The organism is Citrobacter sp. CK180 (assembly GCF_030333655.1).
GTDB classification, from domain to species: domain Bacteria; phylum Pseudomonadota; class Gammaproteobacteria; order Enterobacterales; family Enterobacteriaceae; genus Citrobacter_B; species Citrobacter_B koseri.
Window position 1 is genome coordinate 16,361 of record NZ_JAOWFM010000022.1, and the last position, 17,741, is coordinate 34,101.

Below are 17,741 nucleotides of genomic sequence, written 5' to 3' on the forward strand. Positions count from 1 at the left end.
CTGCAATAGTTCTGTCATTTTCTCTCCGTACACTCGCGCATAACGCATTGATACAGAAGAATATCATGAACTTAACGCAAATTTTTCGAGGCTTAATTCGTCGTTTCACTCCCCGCCAGTTTGGTCTGTTAACGGGAATATTTTGCATTATCGCGCTGTTTTCTATTTTGCAGGTTGCGTCATCCCTGATGCTGTCGTTTTCCGTGCGAGACGCTCAGCGTAACGAACAACGTAACCAGCAGGCACTGTTGCAACAAACGAAGGTGGATGAGGCGAGGGTAGCGCTGTTGTCCGCAAGCGATCTGCTGAACCGGGCGGGCGTTTACTTTATGCAGGATGCCGCAACGGGATCAGAAGGCAGCTGGCGCCCGTTGATGGATGAAGCTCAGCAGGCGCTGGTACAGTCAAAAACGGCCTGGGATGCCTGGCTTGCAATGGCCCCTCATAAAGACGACGGCCTGATTGAGAGTTATCAGCGTTTTTATAGCGGTATTCAGGAACAGGCGGATGGTCTGAGCCAGACTAACGCCATCGACGCGTTCTTTGCAGTTCCTGTTCAGGCGTTTCAGACAGATTTCAATGAAAACTATGCCCGCTTTCAGCAAGAGAGCGGGCGTCAGACAGAGGGTGGCAGGCAGCAGCTGATTGCCAGCCTGGAAGGGTTGCAGCACCTCTTTTTGTTCATCCCGTTTGTGCTGGTGGTGATTGCCCTGCTGGTCTGGAGCGGCATGTCTCGTTGGGTTATTTCTCCGCTGCGCCGCCTGATCGCCCATATTAATATTCTGGCCGCAGGCGATCTGTCCGAACCGATGCCGAAGGTGAGCGGGTTTAACCGCGAGGTCGCGCAACTCAGTTCACGCATTGATGCGATGCAACAGGGGCTGAGGCAACTGGTGCAGCAGGTGAGCGATGCCACCACCGCAATGGTCGGCAACATCGATCAGCTTGCGCAGAGCAACAAACAGCTTTATCAGCAATCGGCGAAACAGAGCGAAGAGTTAAGTAGTGTCACCTCGCATATCTCGTTTCTGGAAACACATGTCGAGGACAATAGCGGCTTTGCCAGACTGGCTAATCAACGTGCAGCCGAGGCGCGTCAGGTAGCGGCTGGCGGCGATCGTATGATGGAGACCGTTAACCGTTCGATGCAGGCGATTGTTGAGCGATCGTCAGAAATGCGCGGGATCATCTCTCTGATTGACAGCGTCGCGTTCCAGACCAATATCCTGGCGCTGAACGCGGCTATCGAAGCGGCCCATGCCGGAGAACAAGGTCGCGGATTTGCCGTGGTGGCAAAAGAAGTGGGGCTGCTGGCCCGTAAAAGCAGTCAGTCCACGCAGAACATACAGGAACTTATCCACCACTCCTTGCAGGGAATCGAGGAGGGTTCACATGCGGTTAACCGGCTGGAAGAAAATTTACAGCAGGTGATTTCGTTAGTAGACAATCTGGGCATACTGTTGAATGACATCTCTGGCGCCACGTTAAGTCAGGGGGACAGCATCCACCAGATGACGGGGCAGCTACAGGCGCTTAACCGTGCGGCGCAAGAGACCAGCAGCCTGGTGAATACCGCATCGGCGTCATCGCTGCAACTGCATCATGAATCTCATCAGCTTCTGAACGCGGTGGCGCGATTTCGTCTTTCTGCCTGACGCCGCACATTCAGCTCTGTTATACTCGCAGGCCTTTTCAGACCTGCGAGCAAGGAGCACATTGTGGCCAGGGCCATGGACAATTCAATTTTAGAGACCATCCTTCAGCAGGTGCGCCCGTTGATTGGACAGGGGAAAGTGGCTGATTACATCCCTGCGCTGGCTTCTGTCGATGGGTCAAAACTGGGGATCGCCATTTGCACCGTTGACGGGCAATACTATCAGGCTGGCGATGCGCAGGAGCGCTTCTCAATACAATCCATATCAAAGGTGCTGAGTCTGGTGGTGGCGATGCGTCACTACCCGGAAGAGGAAATCTGGCAACGTGTCGGAAAAGATCCCTCCGGGTCGCCATTCAATTCCTTGGTGCAACTGGAACTGGAGCAAGGGATACCGCGTAACCCGTTCATTAATGCCGGCGCGCTGGTGGTCTGCGATATGCTGCAAGGGCGACTGAGTGCGCCGCGCCAGCGTATGCTGGAAGTGGTTCGGGCGCTTAGCGGCGTGTTGGATATTGCGTATGACGTCACGGTTGCCCGTTCTGAATTTGAGCACTCCGCACGCAATGCCGCTATTGCCTGGCTGATGAAGTCATTTGGTAATTTCCAGCATGATGTCACTACCGTTTTGCAAAATTACTTTCACTACTGCGCGTTGAAAATGAGCTGTGCGGAACTGGCGCGTACATTTGTTTTTCTGGCCAGACAGGGGCAGGCGTTTCACCTTGATGAACCGGTTGTCTCGCCGATGCAGGCCCGACAAATCAACGCGCTGATGGCGACCAGTGGAATGTACCAGAACGCAGGCGAATTTGCCTGGCGAGTAGGATTACCTGCCAAGTCAGGCGTCGGCGGCGGGATTGTGGCGATTGTCCCGCACGAAATGGCGATTGCGGTATGGAGCCCTGAACTGGACCCGGCGGGCAACTCCCTGGCGGGTATTGCGGTACTCGAACAACTCACCCAACAATTAGGTCGTTCGGTTTACTGATGAACGCGCTTGATCCACTTTTTTCTCGCCTGTCATGTTCGCCATTTCGCGCGCGGTTTCGTCTTGGCGCAAAAGAAAGGCAGTATTGCTGGGATAAAGGCGCGCAGGTTATTGATCAACATGCCGCCGAGTTTATTGCTAAGCGGCTGGCCCCGGCTTTCCCGCGCAACGATGGTAAACAAACGCCGATGCGCGGTCACCCCGTATTTATTGCCCAACACGCGACGGCGACCTGCTGCCGTGGTTGTCTGGCGAAATGGCACAACATTCCTCAGGGAGAATCGCTGAGTGAAGAACAGCAGCAGTATGTTGTCGCCGTCATTCACCACTGGCTGGTTATCCAGATGAATCAGCCGTAAATCTCCGCGTCGTGAGAGATGTTAAAGCATAAAACAGTTTTGATTAATCGTGACTACTTGATCAAAACAGGGTTTCAATATCATAAAATTTGCTAACCTGTTCTACCAATTCAAACAGGTTGTATGACTAATTAAGAAGGGAACCCATTGTGAAAACTCTAAACCGTCGCGATTTTCCCGGTGCCTGCTATCCTGAGCGCATCATTCAGTTTGGTGAGGGAAACTTCCTGCGCGCCTTTGTTGACTGGCAAGTTGATCTGCTGAATGAACATACCGATTTGAACGCCGGAGTGGTCATTGTTCGCCCGATCAAAAGCACGTTTCCGCCGTCATTGAGTACCCAGGACGGGCTCTATACCACGATTATTCGTGGTTTGAATGAAAAGGGCGAGGCGGTTAGCGACGCGCGTTTGATCCGTTCTGTTAACCGTGAAATCAGTGTCTATGATGATTACGATGAATTCCTGAAACTGGCGCATAACCCGGACATGCGTTTTGTTTTCTCTAATACCACAGAAGCCGGTATTAGCTACCATGCCGGTGACGCATTTGATGACGCGCCCGCGGTCAGCTACCCCGCGAAGCTGACGCGGCTGCTGTTTGAACGTTATACCTGTTTTGACGGCGCGCTTGATAAAGGCTGGATTATCATTCCTTGTGAACTGATTGATTACAATGGCGAGGCGTTGCGCGAGCTGGTACTGCGTTACGCTCAGGAGTGGAACTTGTCCGCTGCGTTTGTGCAGTGGCTGGATCAGGCGAACACCTTTTGTTCCACGCTGGTTGACCGGATTGTGACCGGATATCCGCGTGATGAAGTGACGCAACTTGAAGCGGAACTTGGCTATCACGATGCTTTTCTCGATACTGCGGAGCATTTTTATCTGTTTGTGATTCAGGGGCCAAAAAAGGTAGCGTCTGAGCTGCGTCTTGATAAGTATCCGCTCAACGTGCTGATTGTTGATGACATCAAGCCGTACAAAGAGCGTAAGGTCGCGATCCTGAATGGTGCGCATACGGCGCTGGTGCCCGTTGCGTTCCAGGCCGGGCTGGATACCGTTGGTGAAGCCATGAATGACCGCGACATTTGCGCCTTTGTTGAAAAAGCCATCTATGAAGAGATTATTCCGGTGCTGGATTTACCTCGCGACGAGCTAATGTCGTTCGCCAGTGCGGTGACGGGGCGTTTCCAGAATCCGTATATTAAACACCAGTTGTTGTCGATTGCGTTAAATGGCATGACTAAATTTCGCACCCGTATTTTACCGCAGCTACTGGCAGGGCAGCAGGTCAGCGGCGTTTTACCGGCGCGCCTGACGTTTGCGCTTGCGGCGCTGATCGCATTTTATCGTGGTGAACGTCGCGGCGAGACGTATCCGCTCCAGGATGATGCGCACTGGATTGAGCGCTATCAACAGTGGTGGCATCAACATAGCGACGGTCTTATCAGCACACAGGATTTGGTTCATACCGTGCTGGCCGTGGACGCGCATTGGGAGCAGGATCTGACGCACGTTGCAGGTCTGGTCGAACAGGTTACGACCGACCTGGATGCAATCCTGACGAAAGGGATGCGTGAAGCGGTAAAACCGCTGTGCTAATCATCTGACCCGGCTGCGGCCGGGTTTTGTTTTCATGTTATTTAGTTACAACATACTTTTGAGGGGAAATTAATCGCTGTCTGAAACTTCCGTGCGTTTACCCGTCAGGCAGAAAAGGGAGGGCTGGCGAAACAGGCAGACAGGGTGAGGGCGATGCGCTCAATGCGCATGAAGATCTTCATCCTGAGGCTCGTCAAATACGCCAGTTAACAACGCAACGGTAGGCGCATCATCAATTGCGCCTACTGAACTTCCGCAGTGAGAACAAAATGCCCGACTGGAGATATTCGAAGAGCGCCAGACCGCAGGCTTGTCTCCTTGTCCTGTCCACGTCACATCCTGAGCGTCGAACTCGACCCAACTGACAGAATATGCACCTGTATGTTTTTGGCAAATCGAGCAGGAACAGGTATGTGGATTTTTCGGCGCTACCGCCGAAAAACGGATAAAACCGCACAGACAGCCGCCAGTATAGACTTTGCTCATCGTCATTTCCGTTAAACATTCATTTCCCGACACTATCAGATGATCCCACACTCAACCAGTGATGAATGGCAGAAAGGAGAACAGACGCAGGATCATAATGACAAAGCGGGATCTGTGTTACAACGGAGGCTAAACAGATATCTCAATGGCTGGAAAACCGTGTCTATCTGTCTATTGGAATTTGCCAGCGACAGCGCATTTGTTGCATTTTTCCGTCAACACACGGGATTAACGCCAACGCGTTATCCACAGAAAGTTTTGGACGGAATGAGTGGATAACTCAGTTACAATAGAAGCAACGTAAGCATAATGAGTGGAAAATAATGTCTGCTATCGTCACAGAAAGATTCATTTTGCGCCCTCAAGCCATCACAGATTATGATGTATGGTATCCGATGTATTCAGACCCTAAAATATTTCATCTGGTTAATGCCCCAGGCTTTTCATCGTGGCATTGATGAAAACTTTGAGAACTGTGTCGAGGCATCATGGGTTATTTCACGTTCAGCTCAGGGGGCTGGCGTAGCAAAGGAAGCCGCCGTCGCTGCGCATCAGTGGTTTGTCCATTCGTTTTCACCTTCGAAGACAATTTGTCTTATCGCAAAGAATAACATTCCGTCCATTCGTGTTGCTGAGCATGTGGGCTACCGTATTTATGATGAATGCTTATACAAAGGCGCTGAGTGTTTAAAACTTGAATGCTTATGGGATAAATAAAAGCATGGGCCGTCGTCACGGCCCCGTATTCCTGATTACACTTCAGGCTCCGCCAGATAGTGCCGTAAAGGGTGGATCTGATGTCCACGTTCGTCGAGATTTTCCGTTCTTAGCCAGACAGATATCGCACTGGATATCTTCGGCCACTCGGCGCTAATAATTGAATATGTTGCGATATCCACGCTCCTTGATTTTATGATTTGCTTATCACGTAAGATGCCTTCTTTCCGAAACCCAATTCTTTCAGCAGCATTCATTCCAGCATGATTAAGCGTGTCTGTTTGCCACTCACAACGACGATATTTAAGGACATCAAAAACATACATCAGTAAAAGATAAATTGCTTCCGTGCTTAAAAAGGTGCGTTTTATCGCTGGCGTGAGATGTACATATCCGATTTCCGCAACGCCATTATTCTTGTCTATATTAAAAAGGGCGAGGGTGCCTCGGGCTTTCGCAGATTTATTTTCTATTATGGCATAATATGAAATTCCGCCCTGACTGATGATGCGTTTGATATAGTCAAAGGTTGCTTGCCTTGTCTCGGGGCGTTCATCAGGAAGATAAGTCCAGTCCCGTGGGTCCTCTATGCTATGCCAGCCCTGATAAAGATCATCACAGTGGTAAGTCGCAAGGGGTTGTAAGTGACAGTAACGGCCTGACAACTGGCGCGTGTCAGGTAAAATAAAATCAAGGTTACCCTCAAGATGTCTGCCTACATATTGACCGAAGATATTAAGCTCTTTCATACTCTTCTCCTTAAAATAATAACGACAAGGATTTAAACGAGTAATATCGGTATGTTTATGTGAGTAAGCGACAGGTTCCTTAGTATGTTAACAATAACTGATGGATGTACTCGATGAAAACATTATATATTAACCATAGCATATTTTAATCTTGCTACAGCACTTCTGAGCGCTTTGTGATAAATATCATATTCAGCATTATGTTGTGCGTTAACTTAAATTTAAGCCGTTTCAGGAGAGTGTATGAACTTGACCATACGTTATGCTGTACCTGCCGATACCCCGATATTACAAACACTGGGGAAGTCAAGTTATTACTATCATTTCAAAGAGTTATGGGATTGTCCTGTAGAGCTTCGACAATTTATTGACAGTGAGTACGCGCCGGATCAACTTGAAAATAGTTTAAGTGATCCGTCAGTTACCTGGCTCATTGCGGAAAGCGATAAGCCAGTAGGTTTTGCAAAGATAAGCTGGGACCGTCCAGTTAGCGGTGGTAATCACTCAGGAGCGCTCTTAAACAAACTGTATTTTGCACCCGGAGAAACCGGTAAAGGATATGGCCGAATTCTTTTCGAAAAAGCTATCGAGATAGCAAGGCATAAGGAGCAGCATTTTTTCTGGTTGCAGGTTCTTAAGGGTAACGACAGCGGGCGTCGGTTTTATGAATCCCTGGGGATGCAGCATCTTGCGGATGAGGAATTCACAACGCCTAAGCAAAAAAGCGTGTTACATGTATTTGGAAAATGTATTTAGACATCGCGGGAAGTGCCGGAGATGTGAAACAGAGCCCCAGAATCAACGGAGTCGTGCTGGAGAAAGTGCTTCAGAGACTATAGCGGCCAGCACAAGGATGACTACAAAACCACAGATTCTCCCTTTATCCTCTTTTGTCAATGCAGTTTTAAAGTGTCACCTTGGCCTGCAAGATAGAAAGGGCACTTAAAGCTCATGTTTTGGTTGCGGTTCGACTTGCAAGGAGGTGTATAATTTTCTTGGAATTTTTCTAACTAAGAAGGATTGCAGGAATGAATGGGAATTATTGTGCTTTTTATGTTGCAGAGCCTTTCAATGAAGGTGCTTTGGGTGCTCATGCAACGAAAGACTTTGTCTACTATAACACTTTGAGAATGTGGAAGGGGGCTGATTCCGGATTCCCTTTTAGTAACTCGCACGACACTACATATAATGTTCGTGACGGCAGTAACTGGGAACAAACGTTAATGCCTCGCTTGAGACAGCGTTTGCGGAATTCTAAAAATATAATTTTATTCCTAAGTGAAAGAACTGTAAACTCTCGAGCCTTAAGAGAAGAGATTGATTATGGTATTAATTCATTAGGGTTGCCTGTAATTGTTATTTATCCAGACTATGACACAAAAGAAAGCTTACTAACAAATAACGTGCTTAAGCAATCTGTTAAGAACTTATGGGCTAAAATCCCTACTTGTAGAGATTCCATGCACTTAGTTCCGACTCTGCACATCCCTATGAATAAAGCACTTATTAGAAAATCGCTCGCAGATAGTGATTTTATGGTGAGAACCAAAACTTCTCCGGATATATATAGATACTCTGCATAATAGAACCGAAGCGCCAGTCATGGTGCTTCGCTTAGGAAAATAAAATGGCTAAGGTTAGTCTTTTCGATAAACAAGTTTTCAACGAGTTTAAGGGATATGCATCTCTACTATTTGGTTTTATTTGTGCCGTAGTTATTTTTGTTGATATTCCTGCAAAGCAAAAAATTGCAGCGGGCATAGCTTGTATCCTAGTGCTTTTCGTCGGCTATCTTTGGTTGTGGTTCAGAGCAAATGGCTTGAGGGAAATCAATCTGACTATAGAGGAAAGTACAGTTGTTATTAAAACAGGGGATATCTTTAAGCAGGAAGGTTTGAAAGTTATAGCTTTTAATGAATACTTTGACACTCAAGTTGATGAACGAATCATTGCTCAAGTCAGCCTTAATGGTAAATTCATTAGAGAATACTGTGATTGCTCTGTTAGTGAATTAGATGCATATATAGAAAATTATCGATTTGATTCGGATGAAATAAAAGAAATCAATGCGGATCGGCCTGAAGGTAAAAAACAAAAATTTGAAATTGGTACCATATGCGTCTACCATGATTACATACTTACCGCGCTATCTAAATTCAACAGACACAATGAAGCGTATCTCACCATGCCCGAGTATCTTGGGTTTTTAATAAATTTTTGGGACAAAGTGAATCGTGTTTACGCTCAGAAAAGCGTTTCTGTACCAATCTTTGGGTCCGGGCTCACCAGAATTAAAGGTCATAAAATTATCGATGAGCAAGATCTCCTAAAGATCATGCTTTGGACTTTTAGGATAAGCGAGATGCGATTTAAACACCCTGCGAAATTGACAATAATGATCCATGAAGGGAAGATTGATAAAGTCAATCTTTTAGAATTAAAGACTGCAAGAAATGGCTTGTAGTTAAATTAATGATGGAGGCCTAAGTAATGGCCTTCATCATTTAAATGCGATTGACAATCCATTCAATTGCACCAGAAGTACGAATCCATGGTTTTATATTGCTATTGACATAATCAATGGCCTCGTCCATTCCACCTAACGTAATATATCCACTGTTAGACTTAGGTTGCAATCTGCACTTTGATAACAAGCCGGGAATGTGTTTATTAGAATCAATCGCAGTTCTAGCGATATCATCGGCATCAGGGGATGACTGTCTGTAGGCGAGGAGGGCGCGTGTATACTGGAGATACGGGCGCACATCTTCTGAATAATCATCCAGTAGTAAGGTCAGCTCATCCACCATTTCCAGTTCGAGATAATAACCAGTTAATAAATGGCGAATCCCCTGGTTGTCGTTCGGGTTGAGCTTGAGCATTTCGCGGCAATGAGCCATGGCTGGGTAGAAATTACCGGACTCCCATAAGGCATCAGCCAAAGCTGCTTTTGCTCTCATATATGGACGTGTTTCGACAAATCCCCAGAAACGTCCTGCGAACTCCTGAAAATCCTCGCCAAGAGCAATGCTGGCTGCGTACAAAGCCGTCTCCAGATTCCCAATTTTTGACTCAGGAGGTTCTTGAGATATCTCGCAGTAGAATGAGTATGCGTCAGCACAGAGCGGGGATTTCTTGATAGCTTTTCTGATGAGTTTCAGCACAACGTCCAAGTCATCAGTTTCCCAGGCATCAAACATAAACTCCTGAGCCGCAGCCAGATCCAGATGTAATTGCTCAGAACTGACAGCATTTTTATACAAATCAACGCGTTTTTTAGTCGGGAATTTAATCATCTCAAGTATCCTTTTGGGTGCTCACTGTTCCGGTACTTTGCAGCACTGATGGTCGATTCTATCGCTTTGAACTTGCCACAAACAAGCTCGGGTCTACCAGAACGGGATTGATAGCCCGGAGCTGTTCCTGGACGCGCACCTGAGCCTTACGGCTGGGCGATTTTTTGCTTCGTTCCCGTTTACCTTCGCTTTCCCGCTCATCCTGCTTTACCTGAGCCAGTCTGAGTACTGTCCCGAGACGTTTGTTATCAACAATCTGCCCCTGGTCGACACAGGCCAGCTTATCAAATGCCTGGCACTTAAGGCTCCGGTGCCCATAGTGGAAGGCGAGGGTGCCATCGGGATAATCCAGTACTTTAATTTTTTCACCGGCAAGACGGCTATTTTCTTCTGTTGGGTCCATGAGATAAAGGATCTTATCGTACTGGAAGGTCAGTGATTTCGACACGGTACGAACATCATGCCAGGCAAAGATGTCTCTTAATTCATCGGGGCTTTCCTGCACCGGACGATGTAAATCTTTGGGGAACCTGGCCGGACGTGAGAATCGGCGGTTAAAGTCTGCAATGAAAGTGGCAAGCCAGGCATTTGCTGCCTCAATGCCGGTAATACCTTCCAGACGCATTTCTTTGATCAGTCGATCCTGAAGAGTCTGATTCGCACGTTCCACGCGGCCTTTAGCTTCAGAGCTGTTGGCACAGATAAGCTCGATTGCCAGGTCATAAAGCACACGTCCGAACTGGGTAACAGTGGTATTGCGATTCTCTGGACCACTGACGCGAAATATTGCGTGTTTGTCACTGTACAGTGATACCGGCTTCCCATGCTGCTCAATGTATTCCCGGGTAGCCAGCATGTAGTCAAAGGCTGTTTCTGATTCGCTGAACCGCAAATGCATCAGACGGCCGGTGGCATCATCGATAAAGACCAGCAGGCAGCATTTTGGTGCACGGCCTTCAAACCAGTCATGGTGGGAGCCGTCGATCTGGATCAGTTCCCCCAGGCAATCACGTCGATGCCGGGGTTGATAAACCCGTGACTTGCGTCGGGCATGTGGGATCCAGATTCCGTCAGACGTCATCCAGTTGCGGACGGTCTCGATTGAAAGCCGGATATTATGGCGCTCTCTGAGCTTTTCTGCGGCCAGTGTGGGTCCAAAGTCACTGTAGTTTTCACGTATCAGCGTGAGTACACGCATTTTGAGAGATTCGGTCAGCCGACGGTTGCTGGGTTTACCGCGTTTGCGGCTGACAAGTCCTTCAGCACCTGAAACCCGGTAACGATTAATAAGCCGTTGCGCCTGACGTTCTGAAATGCCAAGCTGTGATGCTGCATCACGACGGCGCAGACGCTTTTCACAAACTGCCTGTATCACCGGTAAACGGTGGATCTCTTTATCTGACATGGTCACCAACATGCGTTGAGTCCCTTAGAATTGCATTCAGTTTAGCTTACTCTAAGGTGACATTTCTATCTGGATAAAAAGTGACATTACTAAATGGTTATAACATCTTTAGTGCGCATAATGTATATTATGTTAAATTGAATTTATGACGCCCAATACAGGCTTACTCCCTTGACTCATAATGCATCCCTCGCCTTTTCTGCACGCCTTCCATCGTGCCCTGTGTGAATTCTGCAAACTGTTGGCGGTTATCCTGCGTCAGATTTCACGTAGCGCACGCATTAAAAACCCGGCCACTGTGACCGGATAAGCCGACGGGACCTGCGTTTTTCACTATCTGGCGGCAATTACCGCATCTGCAATTTCCACAAAACCAGCACCTCCCGGGCCACGGGTAATCCACTGCGGAGGTTTCGGGATTTGATCAAGGTAATCTGATACCGTGCTCACTCCAACCGTATGTTCAAAGAATGAAAACATCGGCGCATCATTCGTCGAGTCGCCGCTATACAATACGGCAGAACGTTCGGCATCAATGTCGAGATCGTAAAAATCCCTGAGCACTCGTCGGGCCATAGATAACTTGTCATATTCTCCAGACCAGCCAAGAATCCAGAGATTGTTTACGGTGGTTGTAGCACCTGCTTGCGTCAATGCGTTAAGTATTAATGAACACTGATGGGCTTCTGGCGGTTTAGCAAAGGCAATGGACGTCATCCTGAAAGGTTGATCGTCGGCAAAATGAGCGGCAGGAATTTCCCTTTTTATCTGTTCCCCAATTTGCGTCAGGCGCTCAGCGACGTCAGGATATTTTTCTGTGCCGTGCCAGAAGAAACGCTCAATGCCATGACAGTCATTTCGCCTTCTGAAAAACACACCGCCATTTTCACCAATGACGCCATCAACTGGCCACATCCGTGCCATCTGGTCGCACCAGCCTGCGGGCGCGGCTGTGACCGGTATCACTTTTACTCCTGCATTCTGCAACCGTTCCAGCGCCATATAGGTTTCAGCCGCAAGGCGCCCCTTGTAAGTCAGCGTTTCATCCATGTCTGTGAGAACAAAACGCACATGTTTAAATGTTGACGAATCTGCGGAACAGATCTCTTTCATAAGCACACTCGAAGACTTGTAGATACAATAACTGTCTATAATTAAACGACTTATGGAATTGTTAAAGTCAAAATCGTACTAAGTTATAATTTTTATTGCGTTATTTCCGCCGCAGATTTCGTTGACTACCCTCTCCTTCTTCGCGATCCATGCGTAACAGACTTACTTCTCATTGATTTCCGCCTGAACCTGCTATACGCTTAGTTCACAAGGTGATGGTGTTCCACCTTTCCCAACCGCCGGTTCGCTCGAATCGGATGATGACGCCTGATATACAACTGTTGCTGTTTTTCTTAGGCATGTATGTCGGGTATCGCTATGAATAGTAAAACAACCACTTCATTACTTCCTGAATCTCATCTTTTTGAAAAGAAAGATGTTATCCATGCCTTTGACTATCACAACATCAGCAACAACGTAGCGCTCACCGGCTCTTGTTATGTCCATCGGCCCGTCTGCAACACATTGTTCATTTGCGATGCTGAACGTTTCTCATTACTTGAGAGGTGGCGTATGCATATGTACAAACACGCATTATTACTGGTCCAGAATGAAATCGATGGTGTGCTGTTGCTGCACCATGCTGAACGTCTGGCAAAAGAAATGGGGACTCAGATCACCCTCGGGCATATCAGTTCTGATTACCGGGAGCTGGATTACACGAGTGATGCTTTAACCCGGGATCGGCAATCACATGAAGTGATCGAGGCCAAAGCGATGCTCAGTCGCCTGGCGGAATCCAGCAGTATTCATGTGCAAGTGAAATCAATTATCAGCATTCAACGTTTCAAAGATGTTGAAGCGGTTATCCAACATGAGGATATCGACCTGGTCATGCTGGGTCATAAGAATCGCCTGTTTGGGGTTTTTTCCTCGTTCTCTTTTGAGTTCATCAATCATCTCTCGGTTGATGTGCTGATTAAACATATATCCACTCCATAAAATAAGGTCATTTCTATGAGCTATGAAATTGAACGTGTGATCGCAAGAGAAATTCTGGACTCCCGAGGTAATCCGACCGTTGAAGTCGAAGTCTCCGCCATCGGCGGCGGTGTTGCGCGCGCGTCAGTCCCTTCCGGTGCCAGTACCGGTTCGCGCGAAGCCATTGAGCTCCGTGATGGAGATAAGTCGCGTTTTGGCGGCAAAGGTGTATTGGGCGCGGTTCAGAGTATCAATACTGAGATCGATAATGCGCTGCGGGGATATGATGTCCGCCGCCAGAAAGATATCGATAACCGCCTGATAACTCTTGATGGTACGGAAAATAAAAGTCGTCTCGGGGCCAATGCTATTCTCGGGGTATCGCTTGCCGTGGCGCGTCTGGCCGCGCAGCTATCAAACATTCCGCTGTATCGTTACCTCGGCGGCGTTGGTGCTAACCTCCTCCCGGTTCCTTGTATGAATATCATCAATGGCGGCGTTCACGCTCGCTGGCAAGGCGCCGATTTTCAGGAGTTCATGATTGCCCCCTGGGGCGCAAGCTCTGTTCGGGAAGCCATTCGCTGGGGTAGCGAGGTGTATCAGAATTTACGTCAGGTCTTACTGGAGAAAGGCTTGTCTACTGGCGTGGGTGATGAAGGTGGATTCGCGCCAGCCGTCTCGTCAAACCGGCAACCGCTGGAATTGATTGTCGAAGCGATCGAAAAAGCCGGTTATAAACCCGGCGAGGATATTGTTATTTGCATGGACCCTGCATCCAGCGAATTTTACTCAGACGGAAAATACACCCTGCGCAGCGAAAATGCGCAATTCAGTGCGGAAGAGATGACGCGCTATTATGAGCGGCTGGTCAACGAATTCCCCATTGTTCTGATCGAAGATGGCCTGGCCGAAGATGACTGGGCTGGCTGGCGAATTCTGAGCGATACGCTTGGCAATAAGATTGAACTGGTGGGTGACGATCTTTTTGTGACTAACGTAAAATATATCCAGCGAGGAATTGATGAAAATCTGGCGAATGCCGCACTGATCAAATTGAACCAGATTGGTACGTTAAGCGAGACAATCGAAGCGGTTCAATTGTGTCATGATCATCACTGGGGCAGCTTTATCTCACACCGTAGCGGAGAAACAATAGACAGTTTCATTGCTGATATGACGGTAGGCTTACGCGCCGGACACCTCAAAACGGGAGCGCCAAGCCGTGGAGAACGCATCGAAAAATACAATCAGCTAATGCGTATTGAAGATGAACTTGGCGATGCCGCCGTTTTCGCCGGTAAATCTGCCTTCAGAAAAGGTTAACGCTCTGAAACCTCTCCCGTATTCCGGTATGCGGGAGAGGCATCAAAAACATCCCGGTACAGATCTTCGCCATAACTGATATCCAGAGGCACGCCTTCTGCTATTTTGTATGTCCTTTCTCCATCGTCGCGTCGTTCGGCGCACAAGTATACCGTGTCCTGGCGATCCTCCTGATAAAACGAACATGCAAATTCCGCAGTATGTGTAACAAAAAAGAGCTTCACGTTGCTTTCTGCCAGTGCGGTTACCACGCCTCTGATGATTTCGGCCCCTTCCCGACTGTTTGTCGCAGAGAACGATTCGTTAAACAGCACCAGGTCATCACGTTGTAGAGCATCAACAATGTCACTCATTCGTCGGAGCTCTTCATCCAGCTTTCCGCTGACCATATGGCTGTCTTCTTCACATTTGTAATGCGTGAATATCTGCCGACAAAGATCTGCGCTATAACATTCAGCAGAAACGAACATCCCTGTCTGCATCATTATCTGCGCCAGCCCGATACTGCGTAAAAACGTGGATTTCCCTCCCTGGTTTGCGCCAGTGATAATAAAAGTATTTTTATTATCTGTTCTTAATGTGTTGCTAACGATTTCCCGATCCGATGTCAGTGCAAGGCAGGGATCAAAGAGTGCCTCAAACACATGATGGCGTTCTCTTTGATATATCGGGACAGGAAAGCACAGCGGAATATTGCGTTTGTTTAAGGCCTGCGCAAGATTAAGGCATGAAATATAAAATCCTAATTCAGTGCGCAGTGACTTTAGAAAATTAAGCAAATGCGCGGTGGATTGCGCCATTGCGTTGGCGATCAATACGAGCCCTTCATCCTTTAAGTCGCTTAATGCCCTGAAGCCATTTTCATCACGCGCGGCTAGCTGTACGGTGTAATGCGCTGGCCTTTTTGTCCAAAGACGCCGAAACCATCCTTTTTGCGGGGGATTGGGCCGCCTGAGTACATAGTCTTTGCCCTGATTACCCTGCCCTAATCGTGCGCTGATTAATACGCCTTTTTTGAAAGTCATCTGCTTCAGATGTCTTTCAATAGTGCTCATATAATCATCGTTTAACTCCTGAACAAGCATCGAGAAAAGACGAACCATCCCCGGAGATTCAACGTGATGGATGTTTTCTTGTGCGATAATTTTTATTTTCTGTAAATAGGTCATCAGGAATTGGGTAAACGAAAGAGACTGATGCAGCACAGCGGAAGGATAATGACCAAAAACGCCGTAGTGAAGTTTTTCTTTTTCCATTTGCAGACATTCAACCACCACGCTATAGAATGTTCTGATAACGTCCTCATTATACAGGCAATCCCGCAGAATAGCCTGCCTGTACTCAATGTCAGGAATGCCCGATAGCAGCACAGAACATGCCTTCCTGACGACGGAATAAAGAAAATCATCTCCATCAGACAACGCATGAAACAACACCGCCAGCTCCAGATCTTTCATGGCAAATTTGATGTTCTCTGGGATATTATCGTCAACGATAAAATCGTTATCTTTATACATCAGATACGCGTTCATCCGTTTAACCTCGTTTTTATCTGCTCATATGTCAGCCCATGCTTTATCACCAGCGTCGTTGACCATGCGATACCATCGGCCGGTTTCCTGGTGATTTTATAGGTTCTTAATGCCGCATTATTATGCTCAACCGTACTCATTAAGCTGACGATGGACGGATCTAATGCCGTAAGCTCGTCGATAAACGTTACGCAGACACAAAGCGCATCGAGCATGACTATTTTCTTGATTACCCGTGTTCCCAGATAAATAGCGTCCCGCGATGTGGTTGACGTAAAAATCTCATTCATGATAATCAAACTGTGTGATGTGGCAGCATCAAGGATCGCTTTTATTCTCACCAGGTCGTCATACAGTTTTCCCCGAAGGTTATAAATATTTTCGCTTTTCTCAAAATGCGTAAAAATAGTGTCTGTCAGAAAGAGCTTTGCCTGCCTGGCAGGGACATAAATGCCCAGCAAGGCAAGAAAATGCAGTTGCCCTATCATGCGGGCAAAGGTGGTTTTCCCGCCCTGGTTGGGGCCCGATATGACGAAAATACGTTCATGCTTCTGGAAGCTGAAATCATTGCAGACAACCTTCTCCTTTTTCTCAAGGATGACCTCTGAAAGCGCGAGATCGAAAGCCGCAACAACCGAAATAGCTTTTTTATCTCGTTGTATCTCCGGGATACAAAACGGCAGCCCTTTCTGCCGAAATTTTTCAATGTATTCCACAACAGCCAGATAAAACTGCACTTCACGTTCAAAAAGATCCAGCGTGTTATCTCTGTAGCGCCTGTTGGCATCTATAAACACATCAAGTTGATGAAACTCGGCGGGAAATAGTCTGGCAACACAATCCAGAACTTGTGCTTCAATATGGTTCATCCCGAAGCTGTGATGTCTACTCTCCACCTCGACATTCACATCATGCTGCTTAAACTTTGAGAACACATCGAGGATCTCATCGCTATAGTTTTTCTCCTGGTGATACAGTTCAACAATAATGGTGTCGCCTTTAATTTTCAGACCGTACTGAACCGCCTCCAGACTTTTTCTTATCATAGTGGCGGTTGAATATAACCCGGTAAAATTTTCACTCTCGATATACTGACGAAGATAATGCCTGAAATTAATCATACCGTCGGAAGACAAAGACAGCGGCGCTATACGCTCATACAGCGCCGTAACGGCCTGGCAATACAACAAAATGCACTCAAGCTCCCAGCGCCGCTGTTGATAGAAGTAAAACCGGTTTGTTTTTTCTTCTGAAATCTCCCTGATATTCTTCATCTCTGCGGAATATGCCATTAGCGCCTTATAGAGCGCATGTATTGTCACATCCTGAATAATTTCCTGTCGATAGAGGATATCCTCCAGACATTCGAGCGGTGAATAAAAGAAAGCGCTGATGCCGTACTCTTCCCGCCCCTGAACAATGCGATCGACGATTTTATCAAGATTCAGATCGACAAAATATGCAGGAGCACGATCGCCCGAAGGGGGTGTATGACGACGACCAGAGGCATACAAAACGGTAATAAATTGCAGCGATGTTGTTGAGGTACGGCGCATAATGACTCCTACACAATACACGTTGACTTGTCCACGCG

General features: G+C 47.5%; 17 protein-coding genes and 1 riboswitch. Of the genes, 10 read left to right on the forward strand and 7 right to left on the reverse strand.

The genetic code is table 11. From position 1 onward, the window contains the following. Nucleotides 1–65: 65 nt before the first annotated feature. From OGV50_RS00565 to OGV50_RS00580, 4 genes are all read left to right on the forward strand, one after another. Nucleotides 66–1,655: a methyl-accepting chemotaxis protein gene (locus tag OGV50_RS00565; protein WP_012132417.1), complete on the forward strand. Its 1,590-nt coding sequence runs from the start codon at nucleotides 66–68 to the stop codon at nucleotides 1,653–1,655. Between the two features lie 63 nt (nucleotides 1,656–1,718). After that, nucleotides 1,719–2,645, forward strand: a complete 927-nt coding sequence (gene glsB, locus OGV50_RS00570) for a glutaminase B (RefSeq protein WP_200090608.1) — start codon at nucleotides 1,719–1,721, stop codon at nucleotides 2,643–2,645. Further along, the gene (locus OGV50_RS00575; protein WP_115609311.1) at nucleotides 2,645–3,004 is read left to right on the forward strand and encodes a DUF4186 domain-containing protein; all 360 of its coding nucleotides are present in this window, start codon (nucleotides 2,645–2,647) and stop codon (nucleotides 3,002–3,004) included. The genes glsB and OGV50_RS00575 overlap by 1 nt, the downstream gene beginning before the upstream one ends. A 149-nt stretch (nucleotides 3,005–3,153) precedes the next feature. Continuing rightward, a complete protein-coding gene (locus OGV50_RS00580) occupies nucleotides 3,154–4,605 on the forward strand; it encodes a tagaturonate reductase (protein ID WP_200090609.1) in 1,452 nt (483 codons plus the stop codon). A gap of 159 nt (nucleotides 4,606–4,764) precedes the next feature. Here OGV50_RS00580 and OGV50_RS00585 read toward each other — a convergent pair whose 3' ends face one another. Then, nucleotides 4,765–5,091 carry a GFA family protein gene (locus tag OGV50_RS00585; protein ID WP_198448198.1) on the reverse strand — a complete coding sequence of 109 codons (327 nt, stop codon included), beginning with the start codon at nucleotides 5,089–5,091 and terminating at the stop codon, nucleotides 4,765–4,767. Nucleotides 5,092–5,469: 378 nt separating this feature from the next. Between OGV50_RS00585 and OGV50_RS00590 the strand changes: the two genes are divergently transcribed. Next, nucleotides 5,470–5,808 carry a GNAT family N-acetyltransferase gene (locus OGV50_RS00590; protein ID WP_286488219.1) on the forward strand — a complete coding sequence of 113 codons (339 nt, stop codon included), beginning with the start codon at nucleotides 5,470–5,472 and terminating at the stop codon, nucleotides 5,806–5,808. A 35-nt stretch (nucleotides 5,809–5,843) separates the two neighbouring features. On the opposite strand, the gene OGV50_RS00595 is transcribed toward OGV50_RS00590, so the two are convergent. Then, a complete protein-coding gene (locus OGV50_RS00595) occupies nucleotides 5,844–6,557 on the reverse strand; it encodes a GNAT family N-acetyltransferase (RefSeq protein WP_012132412.1) in 714 nt (237 codons plus the stop codon). Between the two features lie 243 nt (nucleotides 6,558–6,800). Here OGV50_RS00595 and OGV50_RS00600 point away from each other — a divergent pair, with 243 nt between their 5' ends. From OGV50_RS00600 to OGV50_RS00610, 3 genes are all read left to right on the forward strand, one after another. After that, a complete protein-coding gene (locus tag OGV50_RS00600) occupies nucleotides 6,801–7,313 on the forward strand; it encodes a GNAT family N-acetyltransferase (protein WP_286488220.1) in 513 nt (170 codons plus the stop codon). Between the two features lie 272 nt (nucleotides 7,314–7,585). Further along, entirely contained in the window at nucleotides 7,586–8,140 is a 555-nt protein-coding gene (locus OGV50_RS00605; protein WP_286488221.1) for a TIR domain-containing protein, read from the forward strand. A 44-nt stretch (nucleotides 8,141–8,184) separates the two neighbouring features. Continuing rightward, on the forward strand, nucleotides 8,185–9,021 hold the full coding sequence (locus tag OGV50_RS00610) for a macro domain-containing protein (protein ID WP_286488222.1): 837 nt from the start codon (nucleotides 8,185–8,187) through the stop codon (nucleotides 9,019–9,021). A 40-nt stretch (nucleotides 9,022–9,061) separates the two neighbouring features. Here OGV50_RS00610 and OGV50_RS00615 read toward each other — a convergent pair whose 3' ends face one another. From OGV50_RS00615 to OGV50_RS00625, 3 genes are all read right to left on the reverse strand, one after another. Beyond that, nucleotides 9,062–9,853 (reverse strand): tetratricopeptide repeat protein, encoded by a 792-nt coding sequence (locus OGV50_RS00615; protein WP_003032641.1) that lies wholly within the window; start codon nucleotides 9,851–9,853, stop codon nucleotides 9,062–9,064. A 58-nt stretch (nucleotides 9,854–9,911) separates the two neighbouring features. Further along, the gene (locus tag OGV50_RS00620; RefSeq protein WP_231792158.1) at nucleotides 9,912–11,258 is read right to left on the reverse strand and encodes an ISNCY family transposase; all 1,347 of its coding nucleotides are present in this window, start codon (nucleotides 11,256–11,258) and stop codon (nucleotides 9,912–9,914) included. Nucleotides 11,259–11,591: 333 nt separating this feature from the next. Then, nucleotides 11,592–12,371, reverse strand: coding sequence for an HAD-IIB family hydrolase (locus tag OGV50_RS00625; RefSeq protein ID WP_200090611.1), 780 nt, complete (start codon nucleotides 12,369–12,371; stop codon nucleotides 11,592–11,594). A 202-nt stretch (nucleotides 12,372–12,573) separates the two neighbouring features. After that, nucleotides 12,574–12,648, forward strand: a riboswitch (Fluoride riboswitch). A 236-nt stretch (nucleotides 12,649–12,884) separates the two neighbouring features. On the opposite strand from OGV50_RS00625, the gene OGV50_RS00630 reads away from it, so the two are divergent. Together OGV50_RS00630 and eno are read left to right on the forward strand one after the other, a co-directional pair. Beyond that, nucleotides 12,885–13,313 carry a universal stress protein gene (locus OGV50_RS00630; protein ID WP_012132409.1) on the forward strand — a complete coding sequence of 143 codons (429 nt, stop codon included), beginning with the start codon at nucleotides 12,885–12,887 and terminating at the stop codon, nucleotides 13,311–13,313. Nucleotides 13,314–13,328: 15 nt separating this feature from the next. Then, a complete protein-coding gene (eno, locus tag OGV50_RS00635) occupies nucleotides 13,329–14,615 on the forward strand; it encodes a phosphopyruvate hydratase (protein WP_199975779.1) in 1,287 nt (428 codons plus the stop codon). On the opposite strand, the gene OGV50_RS00640 is transcribed toward eno, so the two are convergent. Together OGV50_RS00640 and OGV50_RS00645 are read right to left on the reverse strand one after the other, a co-directional pair. Beyond that, nucleotides 14,612–16,147: a MutS-related protein gene (locus OGV50_RS00640; protein WP_200090612.1), complete on the reverse strand. Its 1,536-nt coding sequence runs from the start codon at nucleotides 16,145–16,147 to the stop codon at nucleotides 14,612–14,614. The genes eno and OGV50_RS00640 overlap by 4 nt on opposite strands. After that, nucleotides 16,144–17,703: a MutS-related protein gene (locus tag OGV50_RS00645; RefSeq protein ID WP_077956899.1), complete on the reverse strand. Its 1,560-nt coding sequence runs from the start codon at nucleotides 17,701–17,703 to the stop codon at nucleotides 16,144–16,146. The genes OGV50_RS00640 and OGV50_RS00645 overlap by 4 nt, the downstream gene beginning before the upstream one ends. Nucleotides 17,704–17,741 lie beyond the last annotated feature (38 nt).

What these genes read in the sequence shown, in the direction of transcription:
- OGV50_RS00565 (WP_012132417.1), top strand. Translation starts at nt 66, where the DNA reads ATGAACTTAACGCAAATTTTTCGAGGCTTAATTCGTCGTTTCACTCCC.
- OGV50_RS00575 (WP_115609311.1), top strand. Translation starts at nt 2,645, where the DNA reads ATGAACGCGCTTGATCCACTTTTTTCTCGCCTGTCATGTTCGCCATTT.
- OGV50_RS00585 (WP_198448198.1), bottom strand. Translation starts at nt 5,091, where the DNA reads ATGAGCAAAGTCTATACTGGCGGCTGTCTGTGCGGTTTTATCCGTTTT.
- OGV50_RS00590 (WP_286488219.1), top strand. Translation starts at nt 5,470, where the DNA reads ATGATGTATGGTATCCGATGTATTCAGACCCTAAAATATTTCATCTGG.
- OGV50_RS00595 (WP_012132412.1), bottom strand. Translation starts at nt 6,557, where the DNA reads ATGAAAGAGCTTAATATCTTCGGTCAATATGTAGGCAGACATCTTGAG.
- OGV50_RS00600 (WP_286488220.1), top strand. Translation starts at nt 6,801, where the DNA reads ATGAACTTGACCATACGTTATGCTGTACCTGCCGATACCCCGATATTA.
- OGV50_RS00605 (WP_286488221.1), top strand. Translation starts at nt 7,586, where the DNA reads ATGAATGGGAATTATTGTGCTTTTTATGTTGCAGAGCCTTTCAATGAA.
- OGV50_RS00610 (WP_286488222.1), top strand. Translation starts at nt 8,185, where the DNA reads ATGGCTAAGGTTAGTCTTTTCGATAAACAAGTTTTCAACGAGTTTAAG.
- OGV50_RS00615 (WP_003032641.1), bottom strand. Translation starts at nt 9,853, where the DNA reads ATGATTAAATTCCCGACTAAAAAACGCGTTGATTTGTATAAAAATGCT.
- OGV50_RS00620 (WP_231792158.1), bottom strand. Translation starts at nt 11,258, where the DNA reads ATGTCAGATAAAGAGATCCACCGTTTACCGGTGATACAGGCAGTTTGT.
- OGV50_RS00625 (WP_200090611.1), bottom strand. Translation starts at nt 12,371, where the DNA reads ATGAAAGAGATCTGTTCCGCAGATTCGTCAACATTTAAACATGTGCGT.
- OGV50_RS00630 (WP_012132409.1), top strand. Translation starts at nt 12,885, where the DNA reads ATGCATATGTACAAACACGCATTATTACTGGTCCAGAATGAAATCGAT.
- eno (WP_199975779.1), top strand. Translation starts at nt 13,329, where the DNA reads ATGAGCTATGAAATTGAACGTGTGATCGCAAGAGAAATTCTGGACTCC.
- OGV50_RS00640 (WP_200090612.1), bottom strand. Translation starts at nt 16,147, where the DNA reads ATGAACGCGTATCTGATGTATAAAGATAACGATTTTATCGTTGACGAT.
- OGV50_RS00645 (WP_077956899.1), bottom strand. Translation starts at nt 17,703, where the DNA reads ATGCGCCGTACCTCAACAACATCGCTGCAATTTATTACCGTTTTGTAT.